The organism is Nocardia suismassiliense (genome assembly GCF_900269665.1).
GTDB classification, from domain to species: Bacteria; Actinomycetota; Actinomycetes; order Mycobacteriales; family Mycobacteriaceae; genus Nocardia; species Nocardia suismassiliense.
Genome location: NZ_LT985361.1, coordinates 3,635,792 through 3,660,015 on the forward strand (window position 1 = coordinate 3,635,792; position 24,224 = coordinate 3,660,015).

At 65.5% G+C, this 24,224-nt stretch carries 29 protein-coding genes; 15 read left to right on the forward strand and 14 right to left on the reverse strand.

What is annotated here, in order from left to right:
- Nucleotides 1-105 precede the first annotated feature (105 nt).
- Nucleotides 106-1,059, reverse strand: coding sequence for an alpha/beta fold hydrolase (locus DBO33_RS16405; protein ID WP_107655814.1), 954 nt, complete (start codon nucleotides 1,057-1,059; stop codon nucleotides 106-108).
- Nucleotides 1,060-1,161: 102 nt separating this feature from the next.
- Here DBO33_RS16405 and DBO33_RS43980 point away from each other — a divergent pair, with 102 nt between their 5' ends.
- Nucleotides 1,162-1,473 carry an ArsR/SmtB family transcription factor gene (locus DBO33_RS43980; protein WP_234390876.1) on the forward strand — a complete coding sequence of 104 codons (312 nt, stop codon included), beginning with the start codon at nucleotides 1,162-1,164 and terminating at the stop codon, nucleotides 1,471-1,473.
- Nucleotides 1,474-1,538: 65 nt separating this feature from the next.
- Here the strand turns inward: DBO33_RS43980 and DBO33_RS16415 are convergent, their stop codons facing one another.
- The 3 genes from DBO33_RS16415 to DBO33_RS16425 form a co-directional block, all read right to left on the reverse strand.
- Nucleotides 1,539-1,856 (reverse strand): DUF222 domain-containing protein, encoded by a 318-nt coding sequence (locus DBO33_RS16415; protein WP_234390877.1) that lies wholly within the window; start codon nucleotides 1,854-1,856, stop codon nucleotides 1,539-1,541.
- A 163-nt stretch (nucleotides 1,857-2,019) separates the two neighbouring features.
- A complete protein-coding gene (locus DBO33_RS16420) occupies nucleotides 2,020-2,790 on the reverse strand; it encodes an SDR family oxidoreductase (RefSeq protein ID WP_107655816.1) in 771 nt (256 codons plus the stop codon).
- Nucleotides 2,791-2,992: 202 nt separating this feature from the next.
- On the reverse strand, nucleotides 2,993-3,439 hold the full coding sequence (locus DBO33_RS16425) for a hypothetical protein (RefSeq protein ID WP_107655817.1): 447 nt from the start codon (nucleotides 3,437-3,439) through the stop codon (nucleotides 2,993-2,995).
- A 126-nt stretch (nucleotides 3,440-3,565) separates the two neighbouring features.
- Between DBO33_RS16425 and DBO33_RS16430 the strand changes: the two genes are divergently transcribed.
- Nucleotides 3,566-4,360, forward strand: a complete 795-nt coding sequence (locus tag DBO33_RS16430; RefSeq protein WP_107655818.1) for a TetR/AcrR family transcriptional regulator — start codon at nucleotides 3,566-3,568, stop codon at nucleotides 4,358-4,360.
- On the opposite strand, the gene DBO33_RS44685 is transcribed toward DBO33_RS16430, so the two are convergent.
- Genes DBO33_RS44685 through DBO33_RS16440 form a run of 3 tightly spaced genes read right to left on the reverse strand, consistent with a single transcriptional unit; the run spans nucleotide 4,305 to nucleotide 5,870 of the window.
- Nucleotides 4,305-4,724, reverse strand: coding sequence for an AhpC/TSA family protein (locus tag DBO33_RS44685; protein WP_407670612.1), 420 nt, complete (start codon nucleotides 4,722-4,724; stop codon nucleotides 4,305-4,307). The genes DBO33_RS16430 and DBO33_RS44685 overlap by 56 nt on opposite strands.
- Nucleotides 4,633-4,857 carry a hypothetical protein gene (locus tag DBO33_RS16435; RefSeq protein ID WP_107655819.1) on the reverse strand — a complete coding sequence of 75 codons (225 nt, stop codon included), beginning with the start codon at nucleotides 4,855-4,857 and terminating at the stop codon, nucleotides 4,633-4,635. Before DBO33_RS16435 ends, DBO33_RS44685 begins: the two co-directional genes overlap by 92 nt.
- Nucleotides 4,854-5,870: an oxygenase MpaB family protein gene (locus DBO33_RS16440; protein ID WP_159080300.1), complete on the reverse strand. Its 1,017-nt coding sequence runs from the start codon at nucleotides 5,868-5,870 to the stop codon at nucleotides 4,854-4,856. The genes DBO33_RS16435 and DBO33_RS16440 overlap by 4 nt, the downstream gene beginning before the upstream one ends.
- A 152-nt stretch (nucleotides 5,871-6,022) precedes the next feature.
- On the opposite strand from DBO33_RS16440, the gene DBO33_RS16445 reads away from it, so the two are divergent.
- Nucleotides 6,023-6,646 (forward strand): TetR/AcrR family transcriptional regulator, encoded by a 624-nt coding sequence (locus tag DBO33_RS16445; RefSeq protein WP_159080301.1) that lies wholly within the window; start codon nucleotides 6,023-6,025, stop codon nucleotides 6,644-6,646.
- Nucleotides 6,647-6,884: 238 nt separating this feature from the next.
- Here DBO33_RS16445 and DBO33_RS16450 read toward each other — a convergent pair whose 3' ends face one another.
- Entirely contained in the window at nucleotides 6,885-7,529 is a 645-nt protein-coding gene (locus DBO33_RS16450; protein ID WP_159080302.1) for a class I SAM-dependent methyltransferase, read from the reverse strand.
- Between the two features lie 294 nt (nucleotides 7,530-7,823).
- Between DBO33_RS16450 and DBO33_RS16455 the strand changes: the two genes are divergently transcribed.
- On the forward strand, nucleotides 7,824-8,579 hold the full coding sequence (locus DBO33_RS16455; protein WP_107655823.1) for a MerR family transcriptional regulator: 756 nt from the start codon (nucleotides 7,824-7,826) through the stop codon (nucleotides 8,577-8,579).
- Between the two features lie 849 nt (nucleotides 8,580-9,428).
- Here the strand turns inward: DBO33_RS16455 and DBO33_RS16465 are convergent.
- Complete coding sequence (locus DBO33_RS16465; RefSeq protein ID WP_107655825.1) at nucleotides 9,429-9,635, reverse strand: hypothetical protein; 207 nt, start codon at nucleotides 9,633-9,635, stop codon at nucleotides 9,429-9,431.
- A 115-nt stretch (nucleotides 9,636-9,750) separates the two neighbouring features.
- On the opposite strand from DBO33_RS16465, the gene DBO33_RS16470 reads away from it, so the two are divergent.
- From DBO33_RS16470 to DBO33_RS16480, 3 genes are all read left to right on the forward strand, one after another.
- The gene (locus DBO33_RS16470) at nucleotides 9,751-10,161 is read left to right on the forward strand and encodes a hypothetical protein (RefSeq protein ID WP_159080303.1); all 411 of its coding nucleotides are present in this window, start codon (nucleotides 9,751-9,753) and stop codon (nucleotides 10,159-10,161) included.
- A gap of 386 nt (nucleotides 10,162-10,547) precedes the next feature.
- On the forward strand, nucleotides 10,548-11,501 hold the full coding sequence (locus DBO33_RS16475; RefSeq protein ID WP_107655827.1) for an NAD(P)-dependent alcohol dehydrogenase: 954 nt from the start codon (nucleotides 10,548-10,550) through the stop codon (nucleotides 11,499-11,501).
- Nucleotides 11,502-11,705: 204 nt separating this feature from the next.
- Nucleotides 11,706-12,533, forward strand: coding sequence for a transglutaminase-like domain-containing protein (locus DBO33_RS16480; RefSeq protein WP_107660330.1), 828 nt, complete (start codon nucleotides 11,706-11,708; stop codon nucleotides 12,531-12,533).
- Nucleotides 12,534-12,616: 83 nt separating this feature from the next.
- On the opposite strand, the gene DBO33_RS16485 is transcribed toward DBO33_RS16480, so the two are convergent.
- Nucleotides 12,617-13,657 carry a hypothetical protein gene (locus DBO33_RS16485; RefSeq protein ID WP_159080304.1) on the reverse strand — a complete coding sequence of 347 codons (1,041 nt, stop codon included), beginning with the start codon at nucleotides 13,655-13,657 and terminating at the stop codon, nucleotides 12,617-12,619.
- A 186-nt stretch (nucleotides 13,658-13,843) separates the two neighbouring features.
- Nucleotides 13,844-14,590, reverse strand: coding sequence for a TetR/AcrR family transcriptional regulator (locus tag DBO33_RS16490; RefSeq protein ID WP_107660331.1), 747 nt, complete (start codon nucleotides 14,588-14,590; stop codon nucleotides 13,844-13,846).
- Nucleotides 14,591-14,812: 222 nt separating this feature from the next.
- On the opposite strand from DBO33_RS16490, the gene DBO33_RS16495 reads away from it, so the two are divergent.
- The 4 genes from DBO33_RS16495 to DBO33_RS16510 are packed head-to-tail and all read left to right on the forward strand — an operon-like array spanning nucleotide 14,813 to nucleotide 18,076.
- Nucleotides 14,813-15,922 carry an FAD-dependent monooxygenase gene (locus DBO33_RS16495; RefSeq protein ID WP_107660332.1) on the forward strand — a complete coding sequence of 370 codons (1,110 nt, stop codon included), beginning with the start codon at nucleotides 14,813-14,815 and terminating at the stop codon, nucleotides 15,920-15,922.
- A gap of 49 nt (nucleotides 15,923-15,971) precedes the next feature.
- Nucleotides 15,972-16,409, forward strand: a complete 438-nt coding sequence (locus DBO33_RS16500; RefSeq protein WP_107655829.1) for a DUF6640 family protein — start codon at nucleotides 15,972-15,974, stop codon at nucleotides 16,407-16,409.
- A gap of 45 nt (nucleotides 16,410-16,454) precedes the next feature.
- Nucleotides 16,455-17,072, forward strand: coding sequence for a TetR/AcrR family transcriptional regulator (locus DBO33_RS16505; RefSeq protein ID WP_107655830.1), 618 nt, complete (start codon nucleotides 16,455-16,457; stop codon nucleotides 17,070-17,072).
- Nucleotides 17,069-18,076: a hypothetical protein gene (locus DBO33_RS16510; protein ID WP_107655831.1), complete on the forward strand. Its 1,008-nt coding sequence runs from the start codon at nucleotides 17,069-17,071 to the stop codon at nucleotides 18,074-18,076. Before DBO33_RS16505 ends, DBO33_RS16510 begins: the two co-directional genes overlap by 4 nt.
- Before the next feature lie 128 nt (nucleotides 18,077-18,204).
- Here DBO33_RS16510 and DBO33_RS16515 read toward each other — a convergent pair whose 3' ends face one another.
- Both DBO33_RS16515 and DBO33_RS16520 read right to left on the reverse strand, forming a co-directional pair.
- Nucleotides 18,205-18,975 carry a DUF2071 domain-containing protein gene (locus DBO33_RS16515; RefSeq protein WP_107655832.1) on the reverse strand — a complete coding sequence of 257 codons (771 nt, stop codon included), beginning with the start codon at nucleotides 18,973-18,975 and terminating at the stop codon, nucleotides 18,205-18,207.
- The gene (locus tag DBO33_RS16520; RefSeq protein WP_107655833.1) at nucleotides 18,972-19,310 is read right to left on the reverse strand and encodes a metalloregulator ArsR/SmtB family transcription factor; all 339 of its coding nucleotides are present in this window, start codon (nucleotides 19,308-19,310) and stop codon (nucleotides 18,972-18,974) included. Before DBO33_RS16520 ends, DBO33_RS16515 begins: the two co-directional genes overlap by 4 nt.
- 265 nt (nucleotides 19,311-19,575) lie before the next feature.
- Between DBO33_RS16520 and DBO33_RS16525 the strand changes: the two genes are divergently transcribed.
- The 3 genes from DBO33_RS16525 to DBO33_RS16535 all read left to right on the forward strand — a co-directional run bounded on the left by DBO33_RS16525 (nucleotide 19,576) and on the right by DBO33_RS16535 (nucleotide 21,826).
- The gene (locus tag DBO33_RS16525; RefSeq protein WP_107655834.1) at nucleotides 19,576-19,941 is read left to right on the forward strand and encodes a hypothetical protein; all 366 of its coding nucleotides are present in this window, start codon (nucleotides 19,576-19,578) and stop codon (nucleotides 19,939-19,941) included.
- 656 nt (nucleotides 19,942-20,597) lie between these two features.
- Complete coding sequence (locus tag DBO33_RS44690) at nucleotides 20,598-20,783, forward strand: hypothetical protein (protein WP_407670514.1); 186 nt, start codon at nucleotides 20,598-20,600, stop codon at nucleotides 20,781-20,783.
- 359 nt (nucleotides 20,784-21,142) lie between these two features.
- Entirely contained in the window at nucleotides 21,143-21,826 is a 684-nt protein-coding gene (locus DBO33_RS16535; RefSeq protein ID WP_199856659.1) for a S1 RNA-binding domain-containing protein, read from the forward strand.
- 9 nt (nucleotides 21,827-21,835) lie between these two features.
- On the opposite strand, the gene DBO33_RS16540 is transcribed toward DBO33_RS16535, so the two are convergent.
- Nucleotides 21,836-23,245: an aminotransferase-like domain-containing protein gene (locus DBO33_RS16540; protein WP_107655836.1), complete on the reverse strand. Its 1,410-nt coding sequence runs from the start codon at nucleotides 23,243-23,245 to the stop codon at nucleotides 21,836-21,838.
- On the opposite strand from DBO33_RS16540, the gene DBO33_RS16545 reads away from it, so the two are divergent.
- Nucleotides 23,244-24,215, forward strand: coding sequence for a DMT family transporter (locus DBO33_RS16545; RefSeq protein WP_107655837.1), 972 nt, complete (start codon nucleotides 23,244-23,246; stop codon nucleotides 24,213-24,215). The genes DBO33_RS16540 and DBO33_RS16545 overlap by 2 nt on opposite strands.
- Nucleotides 24,216-24,224 lie beyond the last annotated feature (9 nt).

Consider the following 24,224-nt stretch of genomic DNA (forward strand, 5'->3'; position numbering starts at 1 on the left):
TGCGCGTTCGATATCGGGCGCCGACAATGTGCCGTCTCCGAGGACCAACTGGCCGAGTGGGTAACTGGCCGACCTGCTGAACCGCCTGGCCGGCGCAAGTATCGGTCAGCCGAGGAAGTCGACCAGCGCCTCGATTACGGCGGCGGGTTGTTCCTCGGGGACGTAGTGGCCGCAGTCGGCGATCTCGACCACGGTGACGTCGGTTCCCTTGGTGGGCATCAGGTTTCGCAGGTATTCGTAGTTGCTCTCGTCGCCGCCGAGGGCAAGGATCGGGGCCGTGAGCGGGCCGTAGCCGCGCTCGTCGGCGATGTCCTGGTTGAAGGTGCGGTACCAGCCGTTCCCGGCGCGGATGGCGTCCGCGGTGGCGTAGGCGTGGGCGTAGACCTGGCGCGAGTGCTCGTCGATGGTGGTCGGGTCCTTGGCCTGGCGGCCGAACAGCCAATCGATCAGCAGCCGGACGCGGCCGTCGGCGAGCAGCAGTTCGGGCAGGCCCTGGACCTGGTTGAACGCGAACCACCATAGGTACGAGCGGTTTCCGGCCTCGATCACCGAATCGACGTGCTGATCCGGCTCTGGAAGCAGCCCGAACTGCGACCAGCCCGCGTCGGGGTGCGGCACGTCGAGTAGCGCGATCTTGTCGGTGGCGTCGGGGTGGTTGGCCGCGTAGGCGTAGGCCACCATCGCACCGATGTCGTGTCCGGCGAAACTCACCGACGCCAATCCCAGGTGCGCGACCAGGCTGCGGAGGTCGGCGGCCATCGTCTTCTTGTCGTAGCCGTCGACCGGCTTGTCCGACCCGCCCATGCCGCGCAGGTCGACCGCGATCACGCGGTACCGGCGTGCCAGCGCGGGCATCACCTTGTTCCACTGCCACCACGTCTGCGGCCAGCCGCCCAGCAAGAGCAGTGGCGCGCCCGTGCCGCCCTCGACGTAGTGCAGCCGGACACCGTTGACCTCGGCGACATGGCTGGTGAACCCGCCCTCCAGCGACGCGGCCAGGGCGGCGTCGGACAACATTTCGGGCGCGGTGGTGCTGGGCATGGTGACTTCCTCACGCATCGTTCGACTGTACGAACATTTCGTACCTTTGATAGTACGAGATGTTCGTACAATCGGAACGGGAAGTCAACCCATCGTACGAAGATCACGTACAGTGGAGGAGTGGTCGACCTGTATCACCCTGAGGCAACCGCGATACGTCTTGTGGACGTGCTCGCCGCGCTCGGTCACCCGGTGCGCATGGAGGCCGTCCATGCCCTGGCCGACGGCGAGGAACGTTTCTGCGGCGAAATCCTGCCCAGCGAACCCAAATCCAGCCTGACCCACCATTGGCGGGCGTTGCGTGAAGCCGGGATAATCCATCAGCGCCGCGTCGGCCGCAAGTTCTACCTCACCCTGCGCCGCGCCGACCTCGACGCACGCTTCCCTGGCCTGCTCGACCTCGCCCTCGCCGAACCCATCGGGTCTCGATAACCATCGCTTCGGTGGCTGGACGGTCGGTACTCGCGGCTCTCGGCACGAGGAATCGGGGTTCGGCCTCAGCTTGCGGCCGCCAGCACCCGCCATCTCTTTTTGGAACGCGAGCGGGCCTGCGGAGTCGCGAATTCGATGCGCCGGCGCGCTTCGTGCGCACTGATCCGCAGTAGATCGGTCAATAGCTCCACGGTGCCCCGGTAGCCGGTGTCCACGGCCAGGCCGCGACGCTCGGCTTCCGCGACGGCCGCGCGCATAGCGGCATCCAGGCGCCTCCGGCGGCGTTCGGTTTCGACGAGGGTGCGCAGCAAGTCGGCATCGGCCAGGTCCGCCCATCCCGGTGTCCGGGCATCCGGCGCCAGCGCGGTCGAATGTATGTTCACGCGAGGCAGCCTACCGCAGAATAGAACATATGTTCGACAATTCGTACTTGCTGGTGTCGGCCAGGGTTGTGCCCGCCTCCGGATCGGCGAGCTCGGCCCGGTCCCCGATTATCGGCGCACTGTTGTGCACCGAAATCGACTGCGGCACAGCAGGTCTATCCGCTCAGAGGGCAGTACCGCCGCTGGCATCGAGGGTTTGACCGGTGATCCACCTGGCGTCGTCGCTGACGAGGTAGGAGACGATGTCGGCAACGTCGGCGGGGCGGCCGACGCGGCCGAGGGCGACGTTGGACGAGGCCTCGCGCTGGCCATCGGGGTTGTCGATGAGCCAGGCGTTCATGTCGGTGAGGACATAACCGGGGGCGACGGCGTTGACGGTGATGCCGCGCGGGCCGAGGGTCTGGGCGAGGACGCGGGTGAAGCTGTCGATGGCGCCTTTGGTCATGGTGTAAGCCAGGATGTCGGGGACCGCCATGCGGGTGACGGCCGAGGACAGATTCACGACGCGGCCGCCGTCTCGGAGCCGGTCGAGTGCGCCTTGCATCAGGAAGAACGGGGCGCGGACATTGGTGGCGAAGAGGATGTCGTATTCCGCCGGCGTCATGGTGTCGACGCCTTTCATGACGGTCATGCCCGCGTTGTTGACCAGGATGTCCAAGCCGGTGGGATCGCCGAGGCCGGCGAAGCCCGCGTCCACGTCATCCAGGAGGGTGGCGAAGTCGGTGGTGCCGAGGTCGCCACGTACCGCGAAAGCTCGGCCACCGTCGGCCTCGATACCGGCGACTACGTCTTTGGCTGCCGCGTCGTTCTGACCGAAATGGACTGCTACCACTGCACCGTCTCGGGCCAATCGTTCAGCGATGGCACGGCCGATGCCCCGGCTCGCACCGGTGACCAGGGCCGTTTTGGTTGTCGGGATGTCGGTTTGGCTCATGAAAGCTATTCAACGGACATGATCATCCGATGTCCGGCTGGATTCGGACATGGCGTTCAGGAGCCACCTAGCCCGTGTACCAACGGGTTTCGGTTCGCTCGTGCTGGTCGAGCTATCGGCCGTCTGTCATGACGGTGCGTCCGGGTGCTCTTGTGTCACCGGCCCGTGCTCGCGAAAGCGATGGGCCGGTGGCGGATTCGGTTCAGGGGTGGGTCAATTCCTGGGCCATGCGGGCGGTGATGGTGACCAGGACTCGGGCTGCGGTGGCCAGGTCTTCGGCGGGGACCGCGCCGTAGGCGGCGGCCACGATCGCGCCGGATTCGGTGCGCACCTTGCCCACCACGGCCTTTCCGGTGTCGGTGGGCTCGAGCAGTCCCTGGGGTGTCGTTGCCAGCAGGCCCTTGGCCAGTAGTGCGTTGGCGGCGGTCTCGACCTCGGTGGTGGCCCACTGGGTCATTGCCGCGATCCGGGCGGTGTGGGCGCTGTGCTCGATCGGCTCGCCGGCAGCAAGGGCTTGGTTGAGCACGATCCACTGCTTCTCATCCAGGGTGGTGCCGGCCAGTGCGCGGGTCAGGACCGCGGTGTGGTGCTTCTCGGCCTGGCCGATGATCGAGGGGTTCAGGGTGGTCGGGGCGGTAGCGGTGCTCATGGCGATCTCCTCGTTCAGGTGGTGCTCGGTGACATGAGTCTGACACTTAGTATCAGAAATGCACAAGTACCAATTTAAACTGAGTGTCTTTCGTGCCTGAGATTCTTCACGGGCTAGGATCGCGATATGGCTTCAGACGACCGCGCCCTGCCACTGCGGGAGCGCAAACGCATCCGCACCCGCCGCGCTCTGGCCGACGCCGCCCTGACCCTGTTCACCGAGAAGGGTTTCGCCGCCACCACCGTGGAGGAACTGGTCGAAGCCGCAGAAGTCTCCCGCAGCACGTTCTTCCGGGCTTTCCCCACCAAAGAAGCCGTAGCCGTCGAAGCCGAAACCGAACTCTGGACCAGCTACCTGCAAACCCTCACCGCCAGTGAGCTCACCGGCCCGATCCTCACCGCCTTGCGCGACATCCTCACCGACGCGGCGACCGCGCTGCCCGACGACTGGGATCAGCGCTACATCGCCACACGCAACCTGATCCTGACCGCCCCCAGCCTGCTCGGACACATCGAGTACGCCCGCTCAGGTGTGGAAACCGAAGTCGCAGCCCACCTTTCGTCCAAACTCGCCCTTCCCCCCGGCGATCTGCGCCCCCGCATCCTCGCCGAACTGACCACTGCAGCCTGGAGCATCGCCGGGCGTAGCTGGGTCGCCGCCGACGGCGCCGGCGGCCGACCCGCACTCATCGCCCGCCTGCACGAAGCCTTCGCCGCCATCCCCGACGCCCTGCAAACAAACGCCCCAACCNATGATGTTTTTTTTTTGAAAAGAAGAAACGGACATACAAAATTGAGTGCGGTCCGGTGGGCTGGGAGATGTATAAAAGGGACAGGGCCGGCCCCGCCGATCGGCCTCGCCTTGATCAGGTGGGTGCGTGGTGGGCTCGGGCGGTTCGGAGTTGTCGCAGCATTTGGTTGATTGCCTTGTTGGTGACGATGTCGGTCGGGCGCCGGCTGCGTTGCTCGGCGACGACGCGGCCGCCGGGTGTCACGAGGAACGCGCCTCCGGATTGTCGGGCAACGGCTTTGGGGGTGCGTTCGATGAGTGAGGTGAGCAGCTCGAGTCCGCTGGCTAGGGAGTGCGGGCGGCCGATCGTGTTGCGGTAGAGCCCGAGTCGCCGGTAGAGGACGCGATCGGTGTCGAGCAGGATCGGGGCGCGGCTACCGGCGCTGGTGTGGAATTGTGCGCCATCACGGGGGGGTCCCCATGCCGATGGTGACCGCTGAGACGCCGGCGGTGGTGAGTGCGTCGAGTGTGGTTGTGAGAGTAGCGATCTGACGATGGGCGGCCTGGTGGGTGAGCTGGGGGAGGAACACGACCAGAGCGGGGGTGTCCTGAAAGAAACTGCCGAGAAGGTGGTGGCGGTGTCGGTGGTCGAGCAGGACTTCGTTGGCGACGACGTCGAATCGGGTCATTTCGTGGCCGCCTTGTCTGCCCAGTTCGCGTTCGGGCCGAGGGTGCCGCCCTTGCCGTGCTGGAGATCGGTGGCCCAGTCCGGATCCAGGGGCAGGCGACCGGTGCCGGGGCTGTGGCGCAGTGCGTTGGCTTTGTAGCCCCAGGCTTCGTAGCCGAAGAAGGGCACGATGGTGCGGTCGAGCGGTTTGGTGCGCGCGATGGCGGCAGAGCGTCGCACGATCGCGTCGGCGGCGGCGAATCGTCGTGGCTGGTCGGGGATTCCGCAGACCGCCCGGGTGCCGGGACGCAGGGTGGAAAATACCGCGGTGCCGACGATTTTGTTGATGCGGGTGGTGCCGACCAGGCCCATGATCGCCGGTGCGGCGGGCGGGTTCATGAAGAACTCGACCAGTTCCTGGGCGGGTTCGGTGTAGGCCATCTTGTGGCGTTCGGCGTCGTCGAGCCAGGCGTAGACGTCTTCGGGGGTGGTCGGGATGACCTGGCGGGGTATGCCGAGCAGTTCGCCCAGAACGTGGTGCTCGCCCCAGAACTCGCGTTCGTCGTCCTCGGTGAAGGTTTCGCCGCTGTATTTGCGGAACGACTCGACCAGGCACGGGAACCCGGCCAGGTAGGTGAACAGCAACGCGTCCGGCAGGTTGGCGCGGTAGGGCTCGCCGGTGGTCGGTACGACACCGTTGACGTGGGAGTGCCGGCGGAACAGATCTCGCCCGGCCTTGAGCGCGGTGGCGGTGTCGCCGTAGATCAGGGCCGTGAACACGCTGTTGCTGCGCCGAACCCGACCGTATATATCGCTCATGTAGGTGCTGTTCTGCCCGACACCGGCCGCGCCGATCGGGTCGAGCATGACCGCCACCGAACCGGCTATGCCCGCGATGGCGAGGACGACCGGATTGGCGTAGACGCGCCAGCTCACCGAGCCGGGGCCGAAGAATCCGTCGTCGTGTCGCGGGGCGTTGGCGAGTTCGAGTGCTTTGCGGCCTTGTTCGCCCTGTAAGCCGACCAGTCTGTCCATGGTGATCCCCTTTGATCCCGCCACATCCATTTGGCATGACGCTGCAATACGAATTACAGCGTAATCTCAAGAGGTGCGGGTGGCAAGGCTCCGTCTGAGACAGGGCGTCTGATGGAATGGCGGAGTGGCCGTTGCAGGAGAGTGGTGATCGCATGCCCAAGGCGTTGACACGTGAGGAGCTGCAGGCCCGCACGCGCGAGCAGATCCTCACCGCGGCGCAGGTCGTATTCCTCACGCGCGGCTACAACGCGACGACCATGGGCCAGATCGCTGCCGAAGCCGGACGCTCGCACGGGTCGATCTACAGCAACTTCGCGGGCAAGGAAGAACTGTGCCTGGAAGTGTTGCGTATCCATTTCGAACAGGTCCTGGCCGACCTGTCGCACGCGGTGCTGGCCATGCGCGGTGTGGACGCGAAGCTGGCGGCCACTCGCGAGCAGTGGAGGCGACTTCTCGAGCAGTCCGAATGGATCAGTCTCGCAGCGGATTTCGTCATGGCGACCCGAAACAACCCCGAGCAGGAACAAGCCAACCGCGCCACCATCGACATGTTCACTGCCGGCCTGCAAGCGCTGCTCTATGCGCAAGCCGCCACCGAGGACATCGTGGTCGATGATCCCGCACTGGTCGAGCAGGCGATAGCTGCCCTGGTCGCCACCGGCGTCGGCTTGGCGGTAGGGCAAGCCTTGGGCGCGGTTCCACGAGAGGTCGCTACGAACGCATTCATCGAAAACCTGAATGTATGGATCCAGCGCACCGAAATTCGCCGGTCCTAGCCGCTCATCGGCGCTATCGGATGTTCACTGGCGACCAGCGGGTACAGCGCTCACTCGAACGGCCGGGCGGCGGCAATTGCGGACGTTCTGCGGGCGCAGGGATATCCGGGACCGGCGCTGCTGCCCGGCGCCGTGCGGGTGCGCTGAAGTAGCCCGGCTGAACCGATTCCCAAGGTGGACGGTACGAAATCCTCGGCTACGGCACTCGCCGCCGGCTGGCATCGATGCCCAGCTCGAGCTAGTCGTCGAGTGCCGCCCCTACGGTGGCGACAATCGTCTGTGTCATGCGGAATGGGTTGGCGGGCTTGTGGATGTCGATCGAGAATCCGCTGTTGGTCAGCAAGTCGACCAAGCCGTTCCCGCACACTTCGCGGGCATGGCGCGGCTCGAGTGCCAGCAGGTATGCGTCCATCAACAAACCAATCGACGCGGGACGGTCCAGGTCGACGATCACGATCCGACCGCCAGGACCGAGTACCCGCGCGGACTCGCGTATTGCGTTGGCGCGCACCGCTGTCGGGACCTCGTGCAGGCCGAACACCGACATGACAGTGTCGAACGAGTTGTCCGGGTAGGGCAATGCGGCGATGTCGCCTTGGACCAGGGTGACATTGGTGATTTCCGCACGGGACAGCTTGCGGCGGCCGACCGCGATCATCTCGGATGAGAGATCCACGCCGACGGCCCGCACCTCGGGGTGCCTGCCGACCAGGAGCCGCGAGGCATATCCGGTCCCGGCGCACAGTTCCAGCACCCGCCCCACGCTGCCCAACTCGGCATGACGGATCAGCTCCTCATGCGGTCGCCCCGGCAGGAGTGGATTGGCAATCTCGAGAATCTCCCCGGCGAGTGCAAACTTCACGCGATTCCCGAAAGCGGACATGGCCATTAGGTTAGGTGACCCTAAGGGGCGCGTCCAGAGGCAGACTCGCCCGGCCTCACGGGAATCGCCATGAGCGCGCACTGCCAGGCGGCCGGGAATCGCTCGGCCCGTAGATCTTCCACACGCCCGCGTCAGCTGCTTTGAAGCGCACGGGTCCCGGCAATGCTGGATGTTCCCAGGCCGATGCTGTTGTGCGGCTCAGCAGAAAATTCGCGGTTGCTCCTGACGTAGCGTCAGGCCATAGCGTCGGCGTTACCGGCGCGAGGTGCGGCGGTGGAAGTGAGATGGAAGCGGATGGACAAGCCGGGAAATGGGCAGGTGTGGAAGGTCGGTGAGCTCGCGACCGAGATCGGATTGACGGTCCGGACGTTGCATCATTACGACCGCATCGGCTTGGTAAGCCCGGCTGGGCGCACCGGTACCGGGCATCGGCTCTATACCGAAGCCGATGTCCAGCACCTGTATCAGGTGGTGGCCTTGCGTCAGCTGGGCCTGGGACTGGACCAGATCGCGAACGTGCTCGCCGGCGCTACGGCAATCACGCAAGTGCTGGCCGCGCACCGCGATTTTCTGGCTGCTCAGGTCGCTGCGACGCAAGCCCTGCACGCCCTGGTGGCCGCGCTTGCGGCAACGGCGCAGAACCGGCCCGACATCTCCGCGCATCGCTTCCTGGAATTGATCAGGAGGACTGTCATGGTCGACGACACGGTCAAGCAATATTTCACGCAAGAGCAATTGGCACAGCTCGCTCACCGTCGGGAGCAATCCGGCGAGCCGCACATCGAGCAGGTCGAAGCAGGATGGGGCGAATTGATCTCGCAGGTCGACGCGGCAATCGAGGCCGGGCTGGACCCGGCCTCTGCGCAGGCTCGGCAGTTGGCCGAGCGGTGGATGCGGTTGCTGGAAGAGTTCCACGGTGGTGATACCGGGCTGCGCGACAGTTTGTACCGTATGCAAGCCGACAACGCAGAACGAATTCAGAACGAGTTCCGCGGCCCGTCACCGGCCCAGATCGATTTCATCAAGGCCGCGAACGCTTCCCGCGGATAGTGACGCCCGGCATGCGCACCGAACCGCTGACTCGTATCGCCGGGGCAGATGTCGGGATCGTGCGCCAACTGCCGCACGGTTGATTAGCTCGATCCGGCGACCCGCCGAATTGATCACGACGAAATCCGTTGGCCTGATGCATGTCAGGCGCCTGTCCTGAGAGTTGTTGTGTAGCAACACAATTCTCTAACCAGCCAGGACACCGTTCACGTCGGGACGTCGCAGCGCCAGGGTGCGTGAATAATCCTCCAAGAAATTCGGAAGCTCTGCAGAGTTCTGCATGTCGATTTATACTCAGGGTTAATAGATTTTTACTCAACAATTATTTCGATAATGGGGGGTTTGCCGTGCATTTACGTATCCGACGGACATCGAAGAGAGCGGCTGCGGTCGTGGCTACGCTCGCGGCTATTGGGGGTTTGACTTTGGCTGGGGCGCCCAACGCGGCTGCCGACGATCGGGCCATATTCGATCTCCCCTTCGGGGCGACCTATTACAGTGGCACGATCGAATTCTACAACCGGTCGGTGATCGTCGCGGGCAGCCTGCGAGGCCTGAGCACCGGTTGTCGCCGGGGAGCGGCTAGCGCGGAAACTGCCGACGGCAGGACTTTGGACTACAACACTACGAGCGCCACGTGCACGGGGCCCGTTCATCGGGAGATCCACCTCTCGGCAGACGTGGTGGGCGGAGCCAGGATAGTCCAGGTCTGGCTCGTGGACGAAGCCAACGGCAACTTCCTTGTGGGCTGCGCGGTCAAGCGCGGAGGGGATCGGTGCATCCGCGTCCCCTAGAGCTCGGTCGGTCGAGGGAGAATCCACGACGAGGCATCCGCCCCGCAGGTTGTGCTCACAGTTCTGCGTGCGTGGTGTGCCCAGCACCAGCGTTGACCGAACCCACTGTCGGAGCGCCCTCGGCGGTTTCTTCGACGGGTGGATAGGCGTCGCGCAGACGGTGCACGGTCGCCGCCACGACGGCACGGACGTCCGTCTCGTGCAGTGGGGCGGAGAGCAGCGCCGCACTGCATGAGAAGCCCTCGACCGGGGTGAACAGCATTAGCGCTTCGCGTTGCAGTAGTCTTCCGCGGACCTCTGCTGGCTGCTTCGGAGCGCGGGCGCGGGATTTGCGGACGTGCTCGCCGGGTGCGGTGGCGCGGTGGTTCAATCGCTCGATGTGTGGTGACGAGATTGTCGGTCAGTGGAGTGTGGAGGCCGGGTATCACAGCTCGATGGAGGATGAGCAGTTCGTCTTCTGGGGTGATGGTGTGGGGTTGGTGGAGTCCACGCGGCCGGGGGCGAGTGAGTGTGTGCTGTTCCGATGGGCGCGTACGGCGATTCGGACGGTGCGGCTAGAACCGCATCGGTGCGTCCGGCGCGACGGCGGTGCGGTGGTGGATGATGATGTGCCCGAGGTGGTCGAGATCGGTTATCGGATCACCCGGGAGCAGCGGCCGTTGATCGGTGAGGTGCTGCCGGTGCTGTATCTGCCCGCCCCGTTCGCGGCGACTCCGGACGGCGGGTACGGGCTGATCACGCGGGAACCGGCGGTGTATTTCACGAAGATGCGGCGGGCGAGTTCGTGAATCGAGGCATCGTCAAAGTCTGTGCGCACCACGCTTACAACCGCATGGCCTGCCGGTCTGAACAGTCTTGAAAGCGGCATGTGAGTGCGTTGGGCGAGGGTGACAGCCTATGCGATCTGAGGCGCCTGGAGCCGTGGTCGACTCTGTGGTACTGCAAGGTTCCGAGTGGATTCCGCACGCGGGCAGCGGTTTCCGGCTCGTCTATCGTATGACCGAACAGAGCGAAGAGCCGGTAATCAGCCTGCGCCGAGGCATGAGAAGCACTATGTCGCAATGAATCTCGCTCGCACAGGGGGCCGGCGCACAGCTCGCCGGCTGCGGAGCGGCCTGCCGACTAGGCTGTGTCATGTGTCAGGCTGTCGCTCGATCCTCCGCGCCGGTATCGCATGAGGGCCGTCGTGTACGACCGCTACGGCGGCCCCGAGGTGCTGTCGATCGCCGATACCCCAACGCCGTCGCCGGCGCCGAAACAGGTGCTGGTCCAGGTGCATGCGACGTCGGTCAACCTCTCCGACTGGGAGACACTGCGGGGGACGCCGCTGTATTCGCGCATCGGCGGGCTCCGGACTCCCGGTCGCCCGGTTCTCGGATCCGATATCGCCGGACGGGTCGAAGCCGTCGGCTCCGAGGTCACCCTGTTCGCGCCCGGTGACGAGGTCTACGGCGACAATCTGATGCTCAAGGGCGGATTCGCTGAATATGCCGTGGCTCCTGAATCGGCGCTGGCCCACAAACCGGCGTCGCTGAGCTTCGCCGAAGCGTCGACCCTGCCCCAAGCGGGGGCGATCGCCCTACAGGGCACCGCCGATATCGCTGCCGGAATGTCGGTGTTGATCAACGGAGCCGGCGGCGGATCCGGAGCGTTCGCGATCCAGTTGGCCAAGAACGCCGGGGCGCACGTGACCGCGGTCGACAACGCCGACAAGCTGGCGTTCATGCGCACGCTCGGCGCCGACGAGGTAATCGACTATCGCGTCGAGAACTTCACCCGAACCGGACCATACCACCGAGTACTCGACCTCGTCGCCCACCGGTCGGTCTTCGCCTACCGCAGGTCGGTCGCCCGCGGCGGCCGGTACCGCTGCGTCGGCGGCACCACCAGCGCGTTGCTGCGGATGACGACGCTCGGCGTGCTCGCCGGATCGGTGACCGGGCGTTCCCTCGGAGTCCTCGCGGTGAAGGAAGGGCCCGAGCACTTCACACCCCTCGCGCAGGCGTGCGTCGCAGGACGGATCGGAATCCACGTCGACCACACCTTCCCGCTCGACGAGACCGCAAAAGCGCTGTCCCACGTGGGTACGGGACGCGCCCTCGGCAAAGTGGTAGTCCAGATCCGCTGATTGCCGGGTGCTTCAGCGATGTCCGGTTCGATCAACTCGTCGGCGCCCGATCTTCGGCGATACCAAACGTTCTGCGGCGCAGTCGATTTCGCCGCGCAGCACGCCCACACCGCCAGGCATATTCGTATCTCCGGAGAACAGAAACCGCAGATCCGGCGGCCCGATCAAGCGACGTACCAGGTTGCGGTGCATACGATTCCAGGCATGAACCCGATGCTCGACTATGCCACCGCCGGGCCACTGACAAACCTGAGCGGGATCGATCCGGCCGTGTTGCGATCAGTCCCTACCGAGGTCGTCGAGATCTGTCAGCTGACCTCGTCGTTGGTTGTCCAGCCACACGATGCTCAGGCCCTGAACCTGTCAGCAGAACGGTTCGGCGAGAACCAGATCCGACCGGTGGACCAGCTGCTCGACGCCCTCCTGGCGTTGGCACCGACGCCGCTCGACGTCGCCCGCGAACCATCCCGACGCGTCATCGGAACATGTCGCCACTTCGCCGTGATCAGTTGTGCGTTGCTGCGGCATCGCCGCATCCCGTCCCGCGTGCGGTGCGGTTTCGCCACTTACTTTCAGCCTGGGCAAGGCGTGGACCATTGGATCACCGAGTACTGGCACGACACTCGGGGCCGCTGGGTACGCATCGACTCCGAGATTCTGGGCCAGGACATCCTGGAACATCCCGAGGACCTCCACGCCGACGAATTCCTCAGCGGCGGCGAAGCCTGGATCGCGTTCCGTGACGGCCGTATCGACGCCGCGACCTTCGGGGTTTATGGCACCGAGAACTGGGGCCCCGCAGAGATCAGGGGCAACGCGATCAAAGACCTCGCCGCGTTGAACAAGGTCGAGATGCTGCCCTGGGATGAGTGGGGCCGGATGACCGCGTCCTACAACGACGAGACGGGATCCGACTACGACGACCTACTCGATACCATCTCCGCGACGTGTATCCGAGATGATCCCGCCGAGCTTGTCGAGTTGTATGCGCACGACGAGTTGCGCGTTCCTGCGGAACTCGTGCCCCGATAGCTGGACTGGCTAACACCTGACCAAAGCGCGCCCAGCGGCAGGTCCGTGCGTTGTAGCGGGGGCGGTGTCATCGATGAACTGATTCAGTCCGCACCCGGCTCTACCGTGCCGTGGATGATGATCTCTGCCTTGGCCACCGCGGCAAGCTCGGCAAACCGCTCGAGCTTGTCCAACGGCAAAAAACCTAGCACCAGGCCATTCTCGCCGGCGAAGACGCCGATCAACGCGGTACCGACCGCACGGCAGTGATCGCCCAACAACCGAAGGTAGGTCTGGCGATCTGCCTCGGTCTTGCACCTGCGGATATCGCCGTCGTACCAGTCCCAGGTCAGCTCTGCCGGACAGGTGGGTAGCAGCGCTAGGCGGCTGCGAATTGACTCGGGGTCAGCGACCATGCGATGGAAGTGGGCCAAGCCGCCGTCGACGCCGTCGTACAACGTCTCGATCAGCGCGTTTTCCGGATCGAACGCTGACCACGACGCATTATCGAGGACGTATTCCAACCTCCTACAAGCCTTCTCCACGTCGGGTGCGATGAGCTCGACAAGGCCGAAAAGCGCTGTCCGTTGCGCCGCATCAACGTGCGCGCTGTGAAACCTGCCAGGGGGCCGGGGCAGGAAGTCGATCACCACTCCATAGCCCCGCTCGTAACTGTCGAGGTCGTCGAGCAGCCAGCTTTCATTGGGCCGGATCCGATGAAACCTGAACGTGCCGCAGGTTTCATTGGTCCCGACGATGCACCGCAGCGGAATCGGCGTACTCAATTCACCGGCCAGTCGCCCGACCTCACGAGCCAAGGCGATCCCTTGTCGGAGCAAGGTCCGCTGCGCGTCGAGGCCGAAGATCGACACCTCGGCATCCCTACTGGCCACGGGCACAAAATCTTCCAGGTGGAAGCTGGTATTACCGCATTCCCACCCGGTGAGATCGAAGTGACGCCCCGGCGCGTCATCAGCGTGCTCGGGAACCGGGGCCCAGCACACCACCTCGCCGCGGCATTCGATCCCGCCGTCCACCCACGTCCGCAAACGAGACGCCAAACCCTCGTCTGGATCCAAGCCACCGAAGCCGTCCCGCAAACCGAGCAACCTCGCCGCTTGATCATCCATCTTCACCGTAAGCACGAACAAAACTATCGCTCGCACCGACACCGAAAGCGCGCGGCCGAGATCATGGTCGACAGCGCGTTGGGAAATACTGGCAGCCAACCATTTTGACCGCTGACCAACGCGCGGGTCGCGGCATGACAGTGCGTTCGAGGGCCAGCGGCATGACAATGCGTTTGGTCTGTCTCCGAGCGTTCACCGCGGTCATCTCCGAGTCTTAGCACCGGACTGAGCATTCTCACGTACCGGTGCCAGGCCGAGGATGTCGGTGAGGTCGCGTAGGCATTCTTCGTAGACCGGTTCGAGGTCGGAGTAGGCGAAGTCGAGCTGGCGCAGGACTTCCATGCACAGCAGGCCATACAGCTTGATCCAGCAGGACAGGAAGACGTGCGCGGCCTCGGGGGGCAACTGGTTGTCGATCGTGGCCGAGTAGGTGATCAGCTGCTGGTAGAGGGAGGGGGGCAGCTCGGAGGGGTCGGGCACCGGGAACGGGCGCGTCTGCCAGAGCTCGATCGTCAGATCCCGTAGTACCCGTTCGAACCGCTGCCCGGCCCGGTGGCGTTCGGAATCCGGTCGTCTGTTCAGTGGAGTGATCGGGGCGGCGAAGATCCAGCCGAACTCGGCCGGGTGGGCAATCGCCCAGGTGCGCATGGCGCGGCAGACCGCCAGTATGCGCTCGCCGACCGGCGCGTCGGCCTGAGCGTCGCGGACCTGTTCCATCGCCGCGGCCAGTTCGTCGAAGAAGCCCGCGGTCACCGCGCCGACCAGCGCTTCGTGACCGGCGTAGTAGTGATAGAGCGACGGACCGCTCATCCCGACCTGCCGGGCAACCGCGTTGATGGTCACCGCCGCCGACCCCTGCTCGACGAGAAGTAGGCGGGCTGCTTCGTGGATTTCCTTCAAGGTGGCCTCACGTAGCCGCTCGCGCCTTCCGCCGGTCTGTGTCGACATCGCCATCCTTCTACTGGTTCGAGGCTTTCGTTGACATCCTAGAGTGTCTATGTTCACCTAGAGCATCTAGATAATCTAGAACCTCTAGGAGAATGACGTGAAGCGTTGGCGGTGGACACTATTGGCGGTTGTGCTGGGCGTGACGGCGGTGTGGTGGCGGCAGTCCAGATCGGCTCGGATGCGCGACGGTCTCGGGTCGGCCTGCGATCGCCGGAGCCGGCGATGAAGGCGCTTGTCGTGGGCGGCGGTATCGGCGGGCTTGCCGCCGCGGTGGCGTTCCACCAGCGTGGCTGGCAAGTGGAGGTGCTCGAACGCGCGTCGGAGATCACCGAAATCGGTGCGGGGCTGTCGATCCAACCCAACGGGCTGCGCGCCCTGGACACGCTCGGCCTGGGTGACATCCTGCGCACCAGCGGACAGACCGGCCCGCTGCAGGGCATCCGAAGCGTTAACGGCGCCTGGTTGATTCGCAACGACACCGAAGAACTCGAGCGGCGCTTCGGCCCGTGGGCGATCATTCACCGGGCCACACTGGTGGACATCCTGCGCGCGGCCCTTCCCGCGCACGCCTTGCGACCGGGAACCGCGGTGCAGCGAGTGCTGCCGGACGGCACAGTCCACTACGAAGGCGGCTCCAGCACAGCGGATCTCGTGATCGGCGCCGACGGGGTGCACAGCGTGACCCGACGCTCGATCTGGCCGTCGGCCGCCGGCCCCCGCTATGTGGGATACACCACCTGGCGCCTGCTCACCGCGCCGCACGCCATCGACACTGCGGGCAGCGTCGAAACCTGGGGTAGGGGAGAACGATTCGGCTACATTCCGATGCCCGACGGCCGCGTCTACTGCTATCTGATGGGTAACGCCCCAGCGGGATCCCGCACCGGCCTGGCTCAGCTTCGCGAGCGGTTCGCACGCTGGCACGACCCCGTCCCAGCCCTACTCGATGCCGCACCCGCGGACGCACTCCTCCAGCACGACACCTTCGAGCTCCCCGATCTGTCCACCTACGTCGCAGGGAAAGTCGCGGTGCTAGGGGACGCCGCGCACGCCATGGCCCCCAACCTCGGACAAGGCGCCTGCCAGGCTATCGAGGACGCTGTCACACTCGCCGCGGCGGTGGACACCCTCGGCGCCGAGGCGGGACTGCGTGAATACGACCGCCTGCGCAGGCCTCGTACCCAGATGATCGCCCAGCTCTCACGCCGGGTCGGTGCACCCGCGCACTGGACCTCACCATTGGCAACCGCGCTACGCGACACCGCGCTGCCGCTCCTGCCCGGCGCACTCCTCGGTCGTTCGATCACACCGGCCTATACCTGGACGCTCTGACCCTGTCCGAAACACGCAACCCACCCCGAGCGACGAAAGGTCCAGCTCTATGTCCATGCCCCGCTTCGTAATCGCCGCTGTCGCGGTGATCACGATGGTCAGTGCCGTACTCGCCGACCTGGTCATCCCAGACCTGGCCGCGCAGCACGCCTTCAACCCGAACTGGCCGCCGCACGCGAAGTTCCACGACGCTCAATACATGGTGATGACGGTGCTCCTCGGCGTCATCGGTCTGACGCTCGCCCTGCGACCCGGCCGGGACCCACGCGGCCGGACGCTGTGTGCCGCAGCAGTTGTGGCCATCCCTTGGCTCGGAATGGCCGGTGCGCTGCTGTTCCCCGATACCGCCACCTACGATCCCGAGTTCGCCGATCAGACCCTTTTCATTCTCGGCCTGCACGGACAAATCTTCCTGGCGCTGATCCTGCTCGCAGCCCTGCTCGGCGCGAGCGCGGCGGCATGGCGGCGTGCGGATTCGGTCCAGTAGTGGCGGGACGCTGTCTGGTCTTGCTCACGGCCATATAATTTGGTTATGCAGCCAAATTCTCGGTCAGGCAACCAGGAATCGCGGACCTTCATCGAGACCGCCCGTCGCGCCCAGATCGTCGGTGCCGCGATCACCGTCCTGGCCGAGCTCGGCTACACCAAGACATCCTTCGCCAAGATCGCCAAGCGCGCCGGTATCAGCGCGGGCTTGATCTCCTACCACTTCCGCAACAAGGAAGAGTTGATGGCCCAGGTTGTCACCGAGGTCAACGCCGAGATGGCACGTGCCATCGAGGACCGCGCAGATGGCGGGGCCGACGCGGTCGCCGTCCTGCGCGCTCTCATCGAGGGTTTCGTGCACTACTGCGCCGCGCACCCCGAGCGGCTCGTCGCCGTCGCCCAGATCGAGGCAGCCGAAGGCTGGGGTACCGAGGAGCGCGAAAGCTCCATCGCCGACTTCGAAAAAGTCCTGCGGGATGGGCAGGCCACCGGTGAGCTCCGCGACTTCCCGACCCGGCTGATGGCGGTGACCCTGCTCGCCGCGCTCGAGGCGGTCCCGACCGAGCTACACACGCGGCCCGCCACCGACCCCGAGGCCCTCGCCGATCATCTCGCCACCACCTTCACCCTCGCCGTTCGCCAGCTCGAAGGAGAGGCCCGATGACCAACCCCTCGCTCGCGCCGGCCCGGCACCGCTGGGTCGCCGTCATTGGATTGATGCTGCTGTCGCCCATCGCCGCCGAGTACCTGATCGGCTATGACAGCGGCATCAACCGCCCGCTCGAACTGCTCGGCGGCCTGTTGATCCTCGGGCCGCTCTACGGGACAGTCGCGGTCCTCATCCGTGAGGTCGCCCGCCGCACCGGGCGTGGCTGGCCGACGATGCTGCTGCTGGCGACCGCATTTGCCCTGGCTCAGGCCGGTTTGATCGACCAGGCGCTGTTCGGTGTGACCTTCGGTCCCGACGACCCCGCCTGGGCGACCGAGCAGCCGACCACGATGATCCCCGTCATCGGCGTCAACGCCGCCGATCTCGTCAACTTCATCTCCGGCCATGTCGTGTGGAGTTTCGCCGCGCCGATCGCCGTCATGGAAGCCTGCGCACCTCACATCGCCACCAGGCCTTGGCTCGGCAAGCCCGGAATCGTCGCGATGGTGGTCCTCTATGGACTGGCCGCCGTGCTGGTCTACATCGACACCACCGACGATTCGCTGGCCACTCCTGCGCGCCTGGTCGGTACGGCGGTTGTCATCGCCGCGCTCGTGACCACCGCGTTCGCCATCCGCCGCCCGTTGCCGGAACCGACCGGCGTCGAAACCGCGCCCCCTTGGTGGGTCGTCGGGGGCCTCGCCCTGGTCGTGTTCACCGGAACCATGCTGCTTCCCACGACCTGGCTGTGGGTGACGGTCTACGCCGCGGCCCTCGCCGTACTCGCGATCCTGCTACTGACCTGGTCGCGCCGCGCGGGGTGGTCACGGGGGCACGTACTGGCCGTGGCCGGTGCCGCGCTGGTCGCGCGCGGTGGATTGTCCTTCCTGGTCGAACCGCTCGGTGGCGTGACCGGCGGCGCCAAGTACCTCTCCAACGCGATGATGCTCGCCGTCGTGCTGGTGCTGATCGGGCTGGGTGCCCGCCGCCTGCGCCGGGCGGAGCCGAACTCCTGCTGATTCGTCGAGCGTTGGCTGATCGCCTTGACGACCTGCTTGGCGACCGAGATCCGGCTCGTCGCAGATCCGCGACTTGCATCCTGATTCACGGCCATGACAAGTGTCCTCGTAGCGATTGCCGCACTCACTCAGGTTGTTCTCAGCGTGCGCTTGGTCCCCGCGGTCGCGGATCCCGCCACAACTCGCAGAGGTGGAAGGGCCCGCCACGTCACCGGCACGTCGCGCATGAGCAAGGCGCAGTCGAGTACCGCGCTGCCTGGTGGAAACCGGTCCCGGTCGTCGAAGACCGTGGACCGAACCGAGCGGACCTCGACCGGCTCGACGCACCATGAGTCTGTGCGGAGTTCGAGCCCATCGAGGTAGCGACCGTCGCGGGTGGCCGAGAAGCCGGCCGAGCCACGCCGAAAGAATTCCGATGCCTGCGCCAAATCGGCGAACAGCTCGCTGCCCTGGAACCGCTCGGCGATTCGCAGGTCCACACTCACCGACATCGTCTCGTCTCGACTGGCGAAGGCGACATGCAGGTCCTTCGCTGTCTCGCGCACATCGAACCGCGCCGAACTGTGCTCGCCCGGAAACAGTCGGCCACCGGCAAGGACATTGATCATCGAACCGCTATCGCGACGCGCGATGTACACACCGGTCGAGCGCCCCTGCGGACCGTCCCACTCAACCGCGATGCGATGCGCCGCGTTCTCGCTGCGCAGCCCGGCCCAGCCGGGTAGCCGACTCGGCCGGAACTGCCCGAGGCGGATCAGGCAGATGCCTGCAACCGCGAAACCGCCGACCAATTGCGGTCGCAGCGGCGGCGGCACCAAGCTCGCGGCGACTTCGGGGGCGACTCGATAGTTCACGAGAAGGCGTCGCTCGACGACGCTGGACATCTGGGGCGGCCTCATCCGGTTTCCCTATTCTTTGTGGTTCGCAGTTTGCGCTGCTTGATGACGACCTGTTCCGGGCAGATCGCGCTCAGAAACCTGCCGATAGACAACGCCAGTCGTTCCTCGACGAGCGAGTAGAAGATGCGATTGGCGGCTCGTCGCTCTCGCACGAGCCCAGCTGACTTGAGTACACCCAGATGCCGGGAGATCGACGGACCACTGATCGGAAACCGCGCGGCGATATCCCCTGCGGTCAGCTCGCCGGAGCGGAGGTCCTCCAGGATCTGCCGACGCGTCGAGTCGGCCAGCGCGCGGAATACTCCGGCTTCCTCTTCAGGACCGAGCTTGGTCATGTTCGCAGTTTAGCACTGTAGCTAAATAGCGAACAGCAAAAGGAGAGTCCGGTCGCCGGACGATACGAGTCACCGGTTGCCTGAGATCGCCTCGAAACCTGCTGGGAGCCATCGGAACCACGGGGGCAGCCCCTATAAATGGGGCTCTGAGCTGTGCGGTCCGACCGGTAGGCTCAGGCGGCCGATAATTTGCTGTGACTCGAAAGGACTCCTGATGCTCCGATCGAGCAAGTCTGTGGCCGTTGCGATTTCCACGATAGGCGCGATGGCGGCCACACTGGTGGTGATCGCGCCCGCCGCGCCTGCCGAGATCACAACTTTCGATGTGACGGCGCCCTGGGACCCGCTGAACTTCGTCGCGGGCTGCACCTACATCGCGCAGGCGACGGCCGAGCCCGGCGCCGACATCAGTTTCTACGACAGCCAAGACGGCGAATTCGATCCGCCGAGCGCGATCAAGGCCAGCGTCGACGGTGGCGTCCTCGCCATGTGGACGCCACACACCGCTGGTCGGCACCTGCTGCACGCTGTGCAGGCCGGCGCTGGTGAGCAGACCATCGAGATCGAGGTCGGTTCCGGCAGCACCGAGGACTGTGCCGGGGTCGGCCTGATGTGGACAGAAGACGAATAGTATTGGTCCCCAATATGTTTCGAACCACGCGGGGGTCATACGCTTCTCTCGCTACCGGCAGCATCGGATGCTCGCCGAACGCGTGAATGCCGGACCGATCGCTTTCATCTCGAGCGGGGGCTCGAGCTCTAGCGGAGTGACACACCATCTGTTCTGGCGACGTTGAAAGCAAACAGCGCGAATGCGCGCCATTCGGCATGATGGTGCGTTCGGTCGGCCGTGACTCGGCCCCATCCGAAGCGACCCGTAAGCGGCCAATTTAGGACGTCGTAACCGGCCGCTACTGCTGTATCCACGGCGTATGAGCTCAATCGTGACAAACGTGGGACACGGGCAAATCTTCGGCTTCCATGAATCTCATGGCAGTGCTCTCCAGCGGTCTGATCCGGCTCAGCAGGGCGGGCTCACTGTGAGCAGCGTCTCCCCACTGCCGATGAGTGGTCGGGTTTGCTCGATTTGCGCTGGGGAAAACACAACAGGGGGATAGACGCTGAAGGAGCAATCTGATGGCTAACTCTGGCGCTGTATACGAAAACGACACGGCTTCGCGTGACCTGGAGTCCGGCGGCTTTTCTTCCGATGCGACGCGGACCTCGAGAAGTCACGCTGGGGAAGGAATACAAGACGGTTACAACATTCCTGGCATCCTGTTGTGGGTGGTGGGTATCGCTGCGCTCGGTGCGACGCTCACCGCGGCAGGATCCGGCTTCCGTGGGTGGGCGACGATCGGCGCGATCGTGTGCGTAGTCAGCCTGCTGGGCGGTTCGGGCTGGCTCCTCCTCGAGCATCGTCGAATCAAGGCCAAGGAAGGACTTTCCCTGACCGACCAAGTGGGGCACTAACACTGCGGACACGAACCGGGCGTGGTGGCCCAGGAACTGTGGCACCTCGACCCCGAATGCGACCAGCCACTGACCGTCTTACGCTGGCACCCCGGAGCGTGCGATGCTCGGGTGGCCGCCCAACATGAGCGCTCATCCTCAGCAGCGGACGTTCCGCGTCACAGTTGATCTCGTCCGGTCGGCCGACCCGTGAGCGGCATTGTGGGATGTTAGTCGTGAGTGCCCCGTCGAGCCGCGCCAGACGCTCCTCTGCCGGAGCGGAGGTGCGGCAGTACGCGACCGCGAGGGCGTGACGTACTGCGGGCGGTTCAGGGTTCTGCGCGCGTTGTGGAAGGCTGGGCGGCGTGGACTGGAGGGTGGTGAGCCCGGAACTCTGGGGGTTTCTCGGATCATTGGAGCGCGGCGAGATTCTTTCCGGCACTGTGACGGCGATCAAGAGTTTCGGTGTCTTCGTGGCGCTGGATGATGGTCCCGAGCATCCGCTCTTCCCGGGCGTTGGGTTCATCACGATTCCGGAGCTGTCCTGGCGTTGGGGTGCAGCGGCTTCCGATGTTGTTGAAGTCGGGCAGCGGGTTTCAGGTGAGTTTCTCGAGTTCGACACTTGGAATGCCGAGGCGAGGTTGTCGCTGCGCGCATTACAGCCCGATCCCTTCCAAGCCTTCGCCGAGGGCGTCGCGGTCGGGGAGGAACTGCACGGACGCGTCACCATGTTGGTGCCGTTCGGCGTCTTTGTCGAAGTGTCGGAAGGGATCGAAGGGCTGGTTCACCTTCGAGATCTCACATCGACGCCTGGGGCGGCTCCAGATGATGGCGTCCAGGTCGGCGACGATGTCGTGGTCGTCGTCACCCGGATCGACCGGGACAGGCGCCGGCTGTATCTCGCGCAGAGTGATTCGGGACCAGATATTTTGGCGGAGCAAGGAACAAGGCACACTTGCATCGAGCGAAGCCTGAAGATGACAGTCAGCAATCGCACATCTCCCGCAAACCATCCACCTGACCATGCTGAGCGGCCATTCACAGTTAAGTATTGGCCCTGTTGATCCGCCGGCTCAGTCCTGCGCCGCGAGTGCCGCGGCGATGTTCCGCGCGGCCGCCGGGAACCCGTTCGGATGCGGGCCGGTGAAGTTCAGGCGCAGGTAAGGCCCTGATGGTTCGGCCGGGAACCATTCGTGACCGGAGGCGACGTACACACCCCGCGCCTCGCAATCGCGGACGAGTCGGTCGGTGTCGGTGTTGTCCGGCAGGCGTGCCCAGAGATGGAGCCCGCCGCGGGGAATGTAATCGACTCGTAGACGAGGGGCGTGCTCGACGAGGCTGTCGACGAGCAGCGCCCGGCGCTCGCGCAGTTGACCGCGCAGCCTGCGCAGGTGGGTCTGCCAGCCGGGGGCGGTGAGGACTTCCAGGGCGGCTTGCTGGAGGAGACCGCTCACGTACATCGACTCGGCGGACTGGTCGGCCAGGATACGATCGCGGGCCGGACCGCGGGCGATGACGGCGCCGACTCGGATGGTCGGTGACAGGCTCTTGGTCAGGGACCGGACGTAGACGACGTGGCCTGCGGTGTCTCGGGTTGCGACCGGCCGAGGGTCGGTGTCGATCCCGAAGTCGTGCGCCCAGTCGTCCTCGACGAGGAACGCGCCGTGCGACCGGACGACCTCCAGCACGGCCTCCGCGCGCTCCGGGGACCATTGTGCCCCAGTGGGATTCGCGTAGTTCGGCTGGACGTAGAAGGCTCTTGCCCCGGTCTCCCGCAAGGACCGGTCCAGCCCGGCCGGATCGGGTCCTTCCACGTCGCTCGGCACCGGAACCAGCCGGACGCCGGACTGGTGCGCCGCGCGGATCGCGCCCCAGTACGTCGGGGACTCGATCAGTAGCGGTTGTCCCGGGGCGACCAGTGCGCGAAAGGTCGAGGTGAGTCCGCTCTGGCTGCCGGGGACGATCACGACGTCGTTCGCCGTGGGGGCGGCGAGGCCGGCGGGTGTCTTGTCGGCCAGCTCGGTCGCGAACCAGGTGCGAAGGTCGTTGAGCCCGGCGGAGTCCGGTCGTGTCGTGGCCATGGATCCGCGCGCCGCTCGCGTCAGGGCGGCCCGAACCAGCCGCTCGGGCAACAGGTCTGCCTCGGGGTAGCCGGAATGGAGCGCTTGCGCGTTGGGCGGCGGGGTGCGCATGGTGCCGCCGACGCTCGGCAGCGTGCGGCGCGGGGTACCCAAAGCCGCTGTCTGCCAACCGAAATCCTGCGGGCGCATGGGACGCGGCGCGCGAACGAAGCTGCCGACCCCGGGGCGGCTCTCGATGAGGCCCTCGGCGGCGAGTGCGCGGACGGCCTTCTGCACGGTGACCGGACTGGCGGCGTACTCCGTCACCAGCTGCCGGGTGGACGGCAGCTGCGCGCCCGGTGCGGCGGTAGCGATCCACGCGCGGATGCCGGTGGCGATTCGACTGCTGCTATCGTTGAACATGTCAGTACAGAGTAGCGCTACTATCGAAGTGCGCGCACCGCTACCGTCCCCGTTGTCCGGTTCCGGCTGGGGACTCATCGGTGTCGCAGCCTTCTCCTTCACGATGCCGCTCACTCGCATCGCGGTCGGCGGACTCTCGCCGCTGTTCATCGGATCCGGCCGCGCGGTGGTCGCTGCCGTGCTGGCGGGTGTGGCCCTGGCGGTCACGCGTCAAGCAACTCCCTCGGGCGCGCAGTGGGTGCGGCTCGCGGTCGTTGCGGCGGGCGTGGTCGTCGGCTTCCCGGTTCTCACCTCGTATGCCCTCACGGTGACACCTGCCAGTCACGGCGCCGTCGTGGTCGGGCTGCTGCCCGCGGCCACCGCGGTGATGGCCGTGCTGCGCACCGGCGAACGTCCGGGGCGCGCGTTCTGGCTGTTCTCCCTCGCGGGTGCGATCGCCGCGGTCGTGTTCGCCCTGGTCGAGGGTGGCGGTTTCGGTGAAGTCCACGGAGCCGACCTGCTGCTGTTCGGCGCGGTGGTCGCGGCTGCCGTGGGGTATGCCGAAGGTGGCCTGCTCGCCCGGGAGATCGGCTCCTGGCAGACCGTGTCGTGGGCGCTGGTGCTCTCCGCGCCGCTGATGCTCACGCTCGCCGGTGTCGCCGTCGCTGACCAGGCGCCCGCGGCAACAGCGGTCGAATGGGCTTGCTTCGTTTACCTTTCGGTCGTCAGCATGTATCTCGGCTTCTTCGCCTGGTACCGCGGGCTGGCGATCGGACCGATGGCGCGGGTCAGTCAGGTGCAGCTGGTTCAGCCGGTCATGAGTATCTGCTGGGCGGCGCTGCTGCTTGGGGAACACATCAGCTGGCTCACGTTCGCGGGTGGGTTGGTGGTCATCGCCTGCGCGGGTGGTGCGGTACGGACCCGGCTCGGTCTCGCCACAACTGTTGCGAAGGATGACGTGGACTGCGTGCGTCGATTGCCGGGAGCGTAAACGACATTC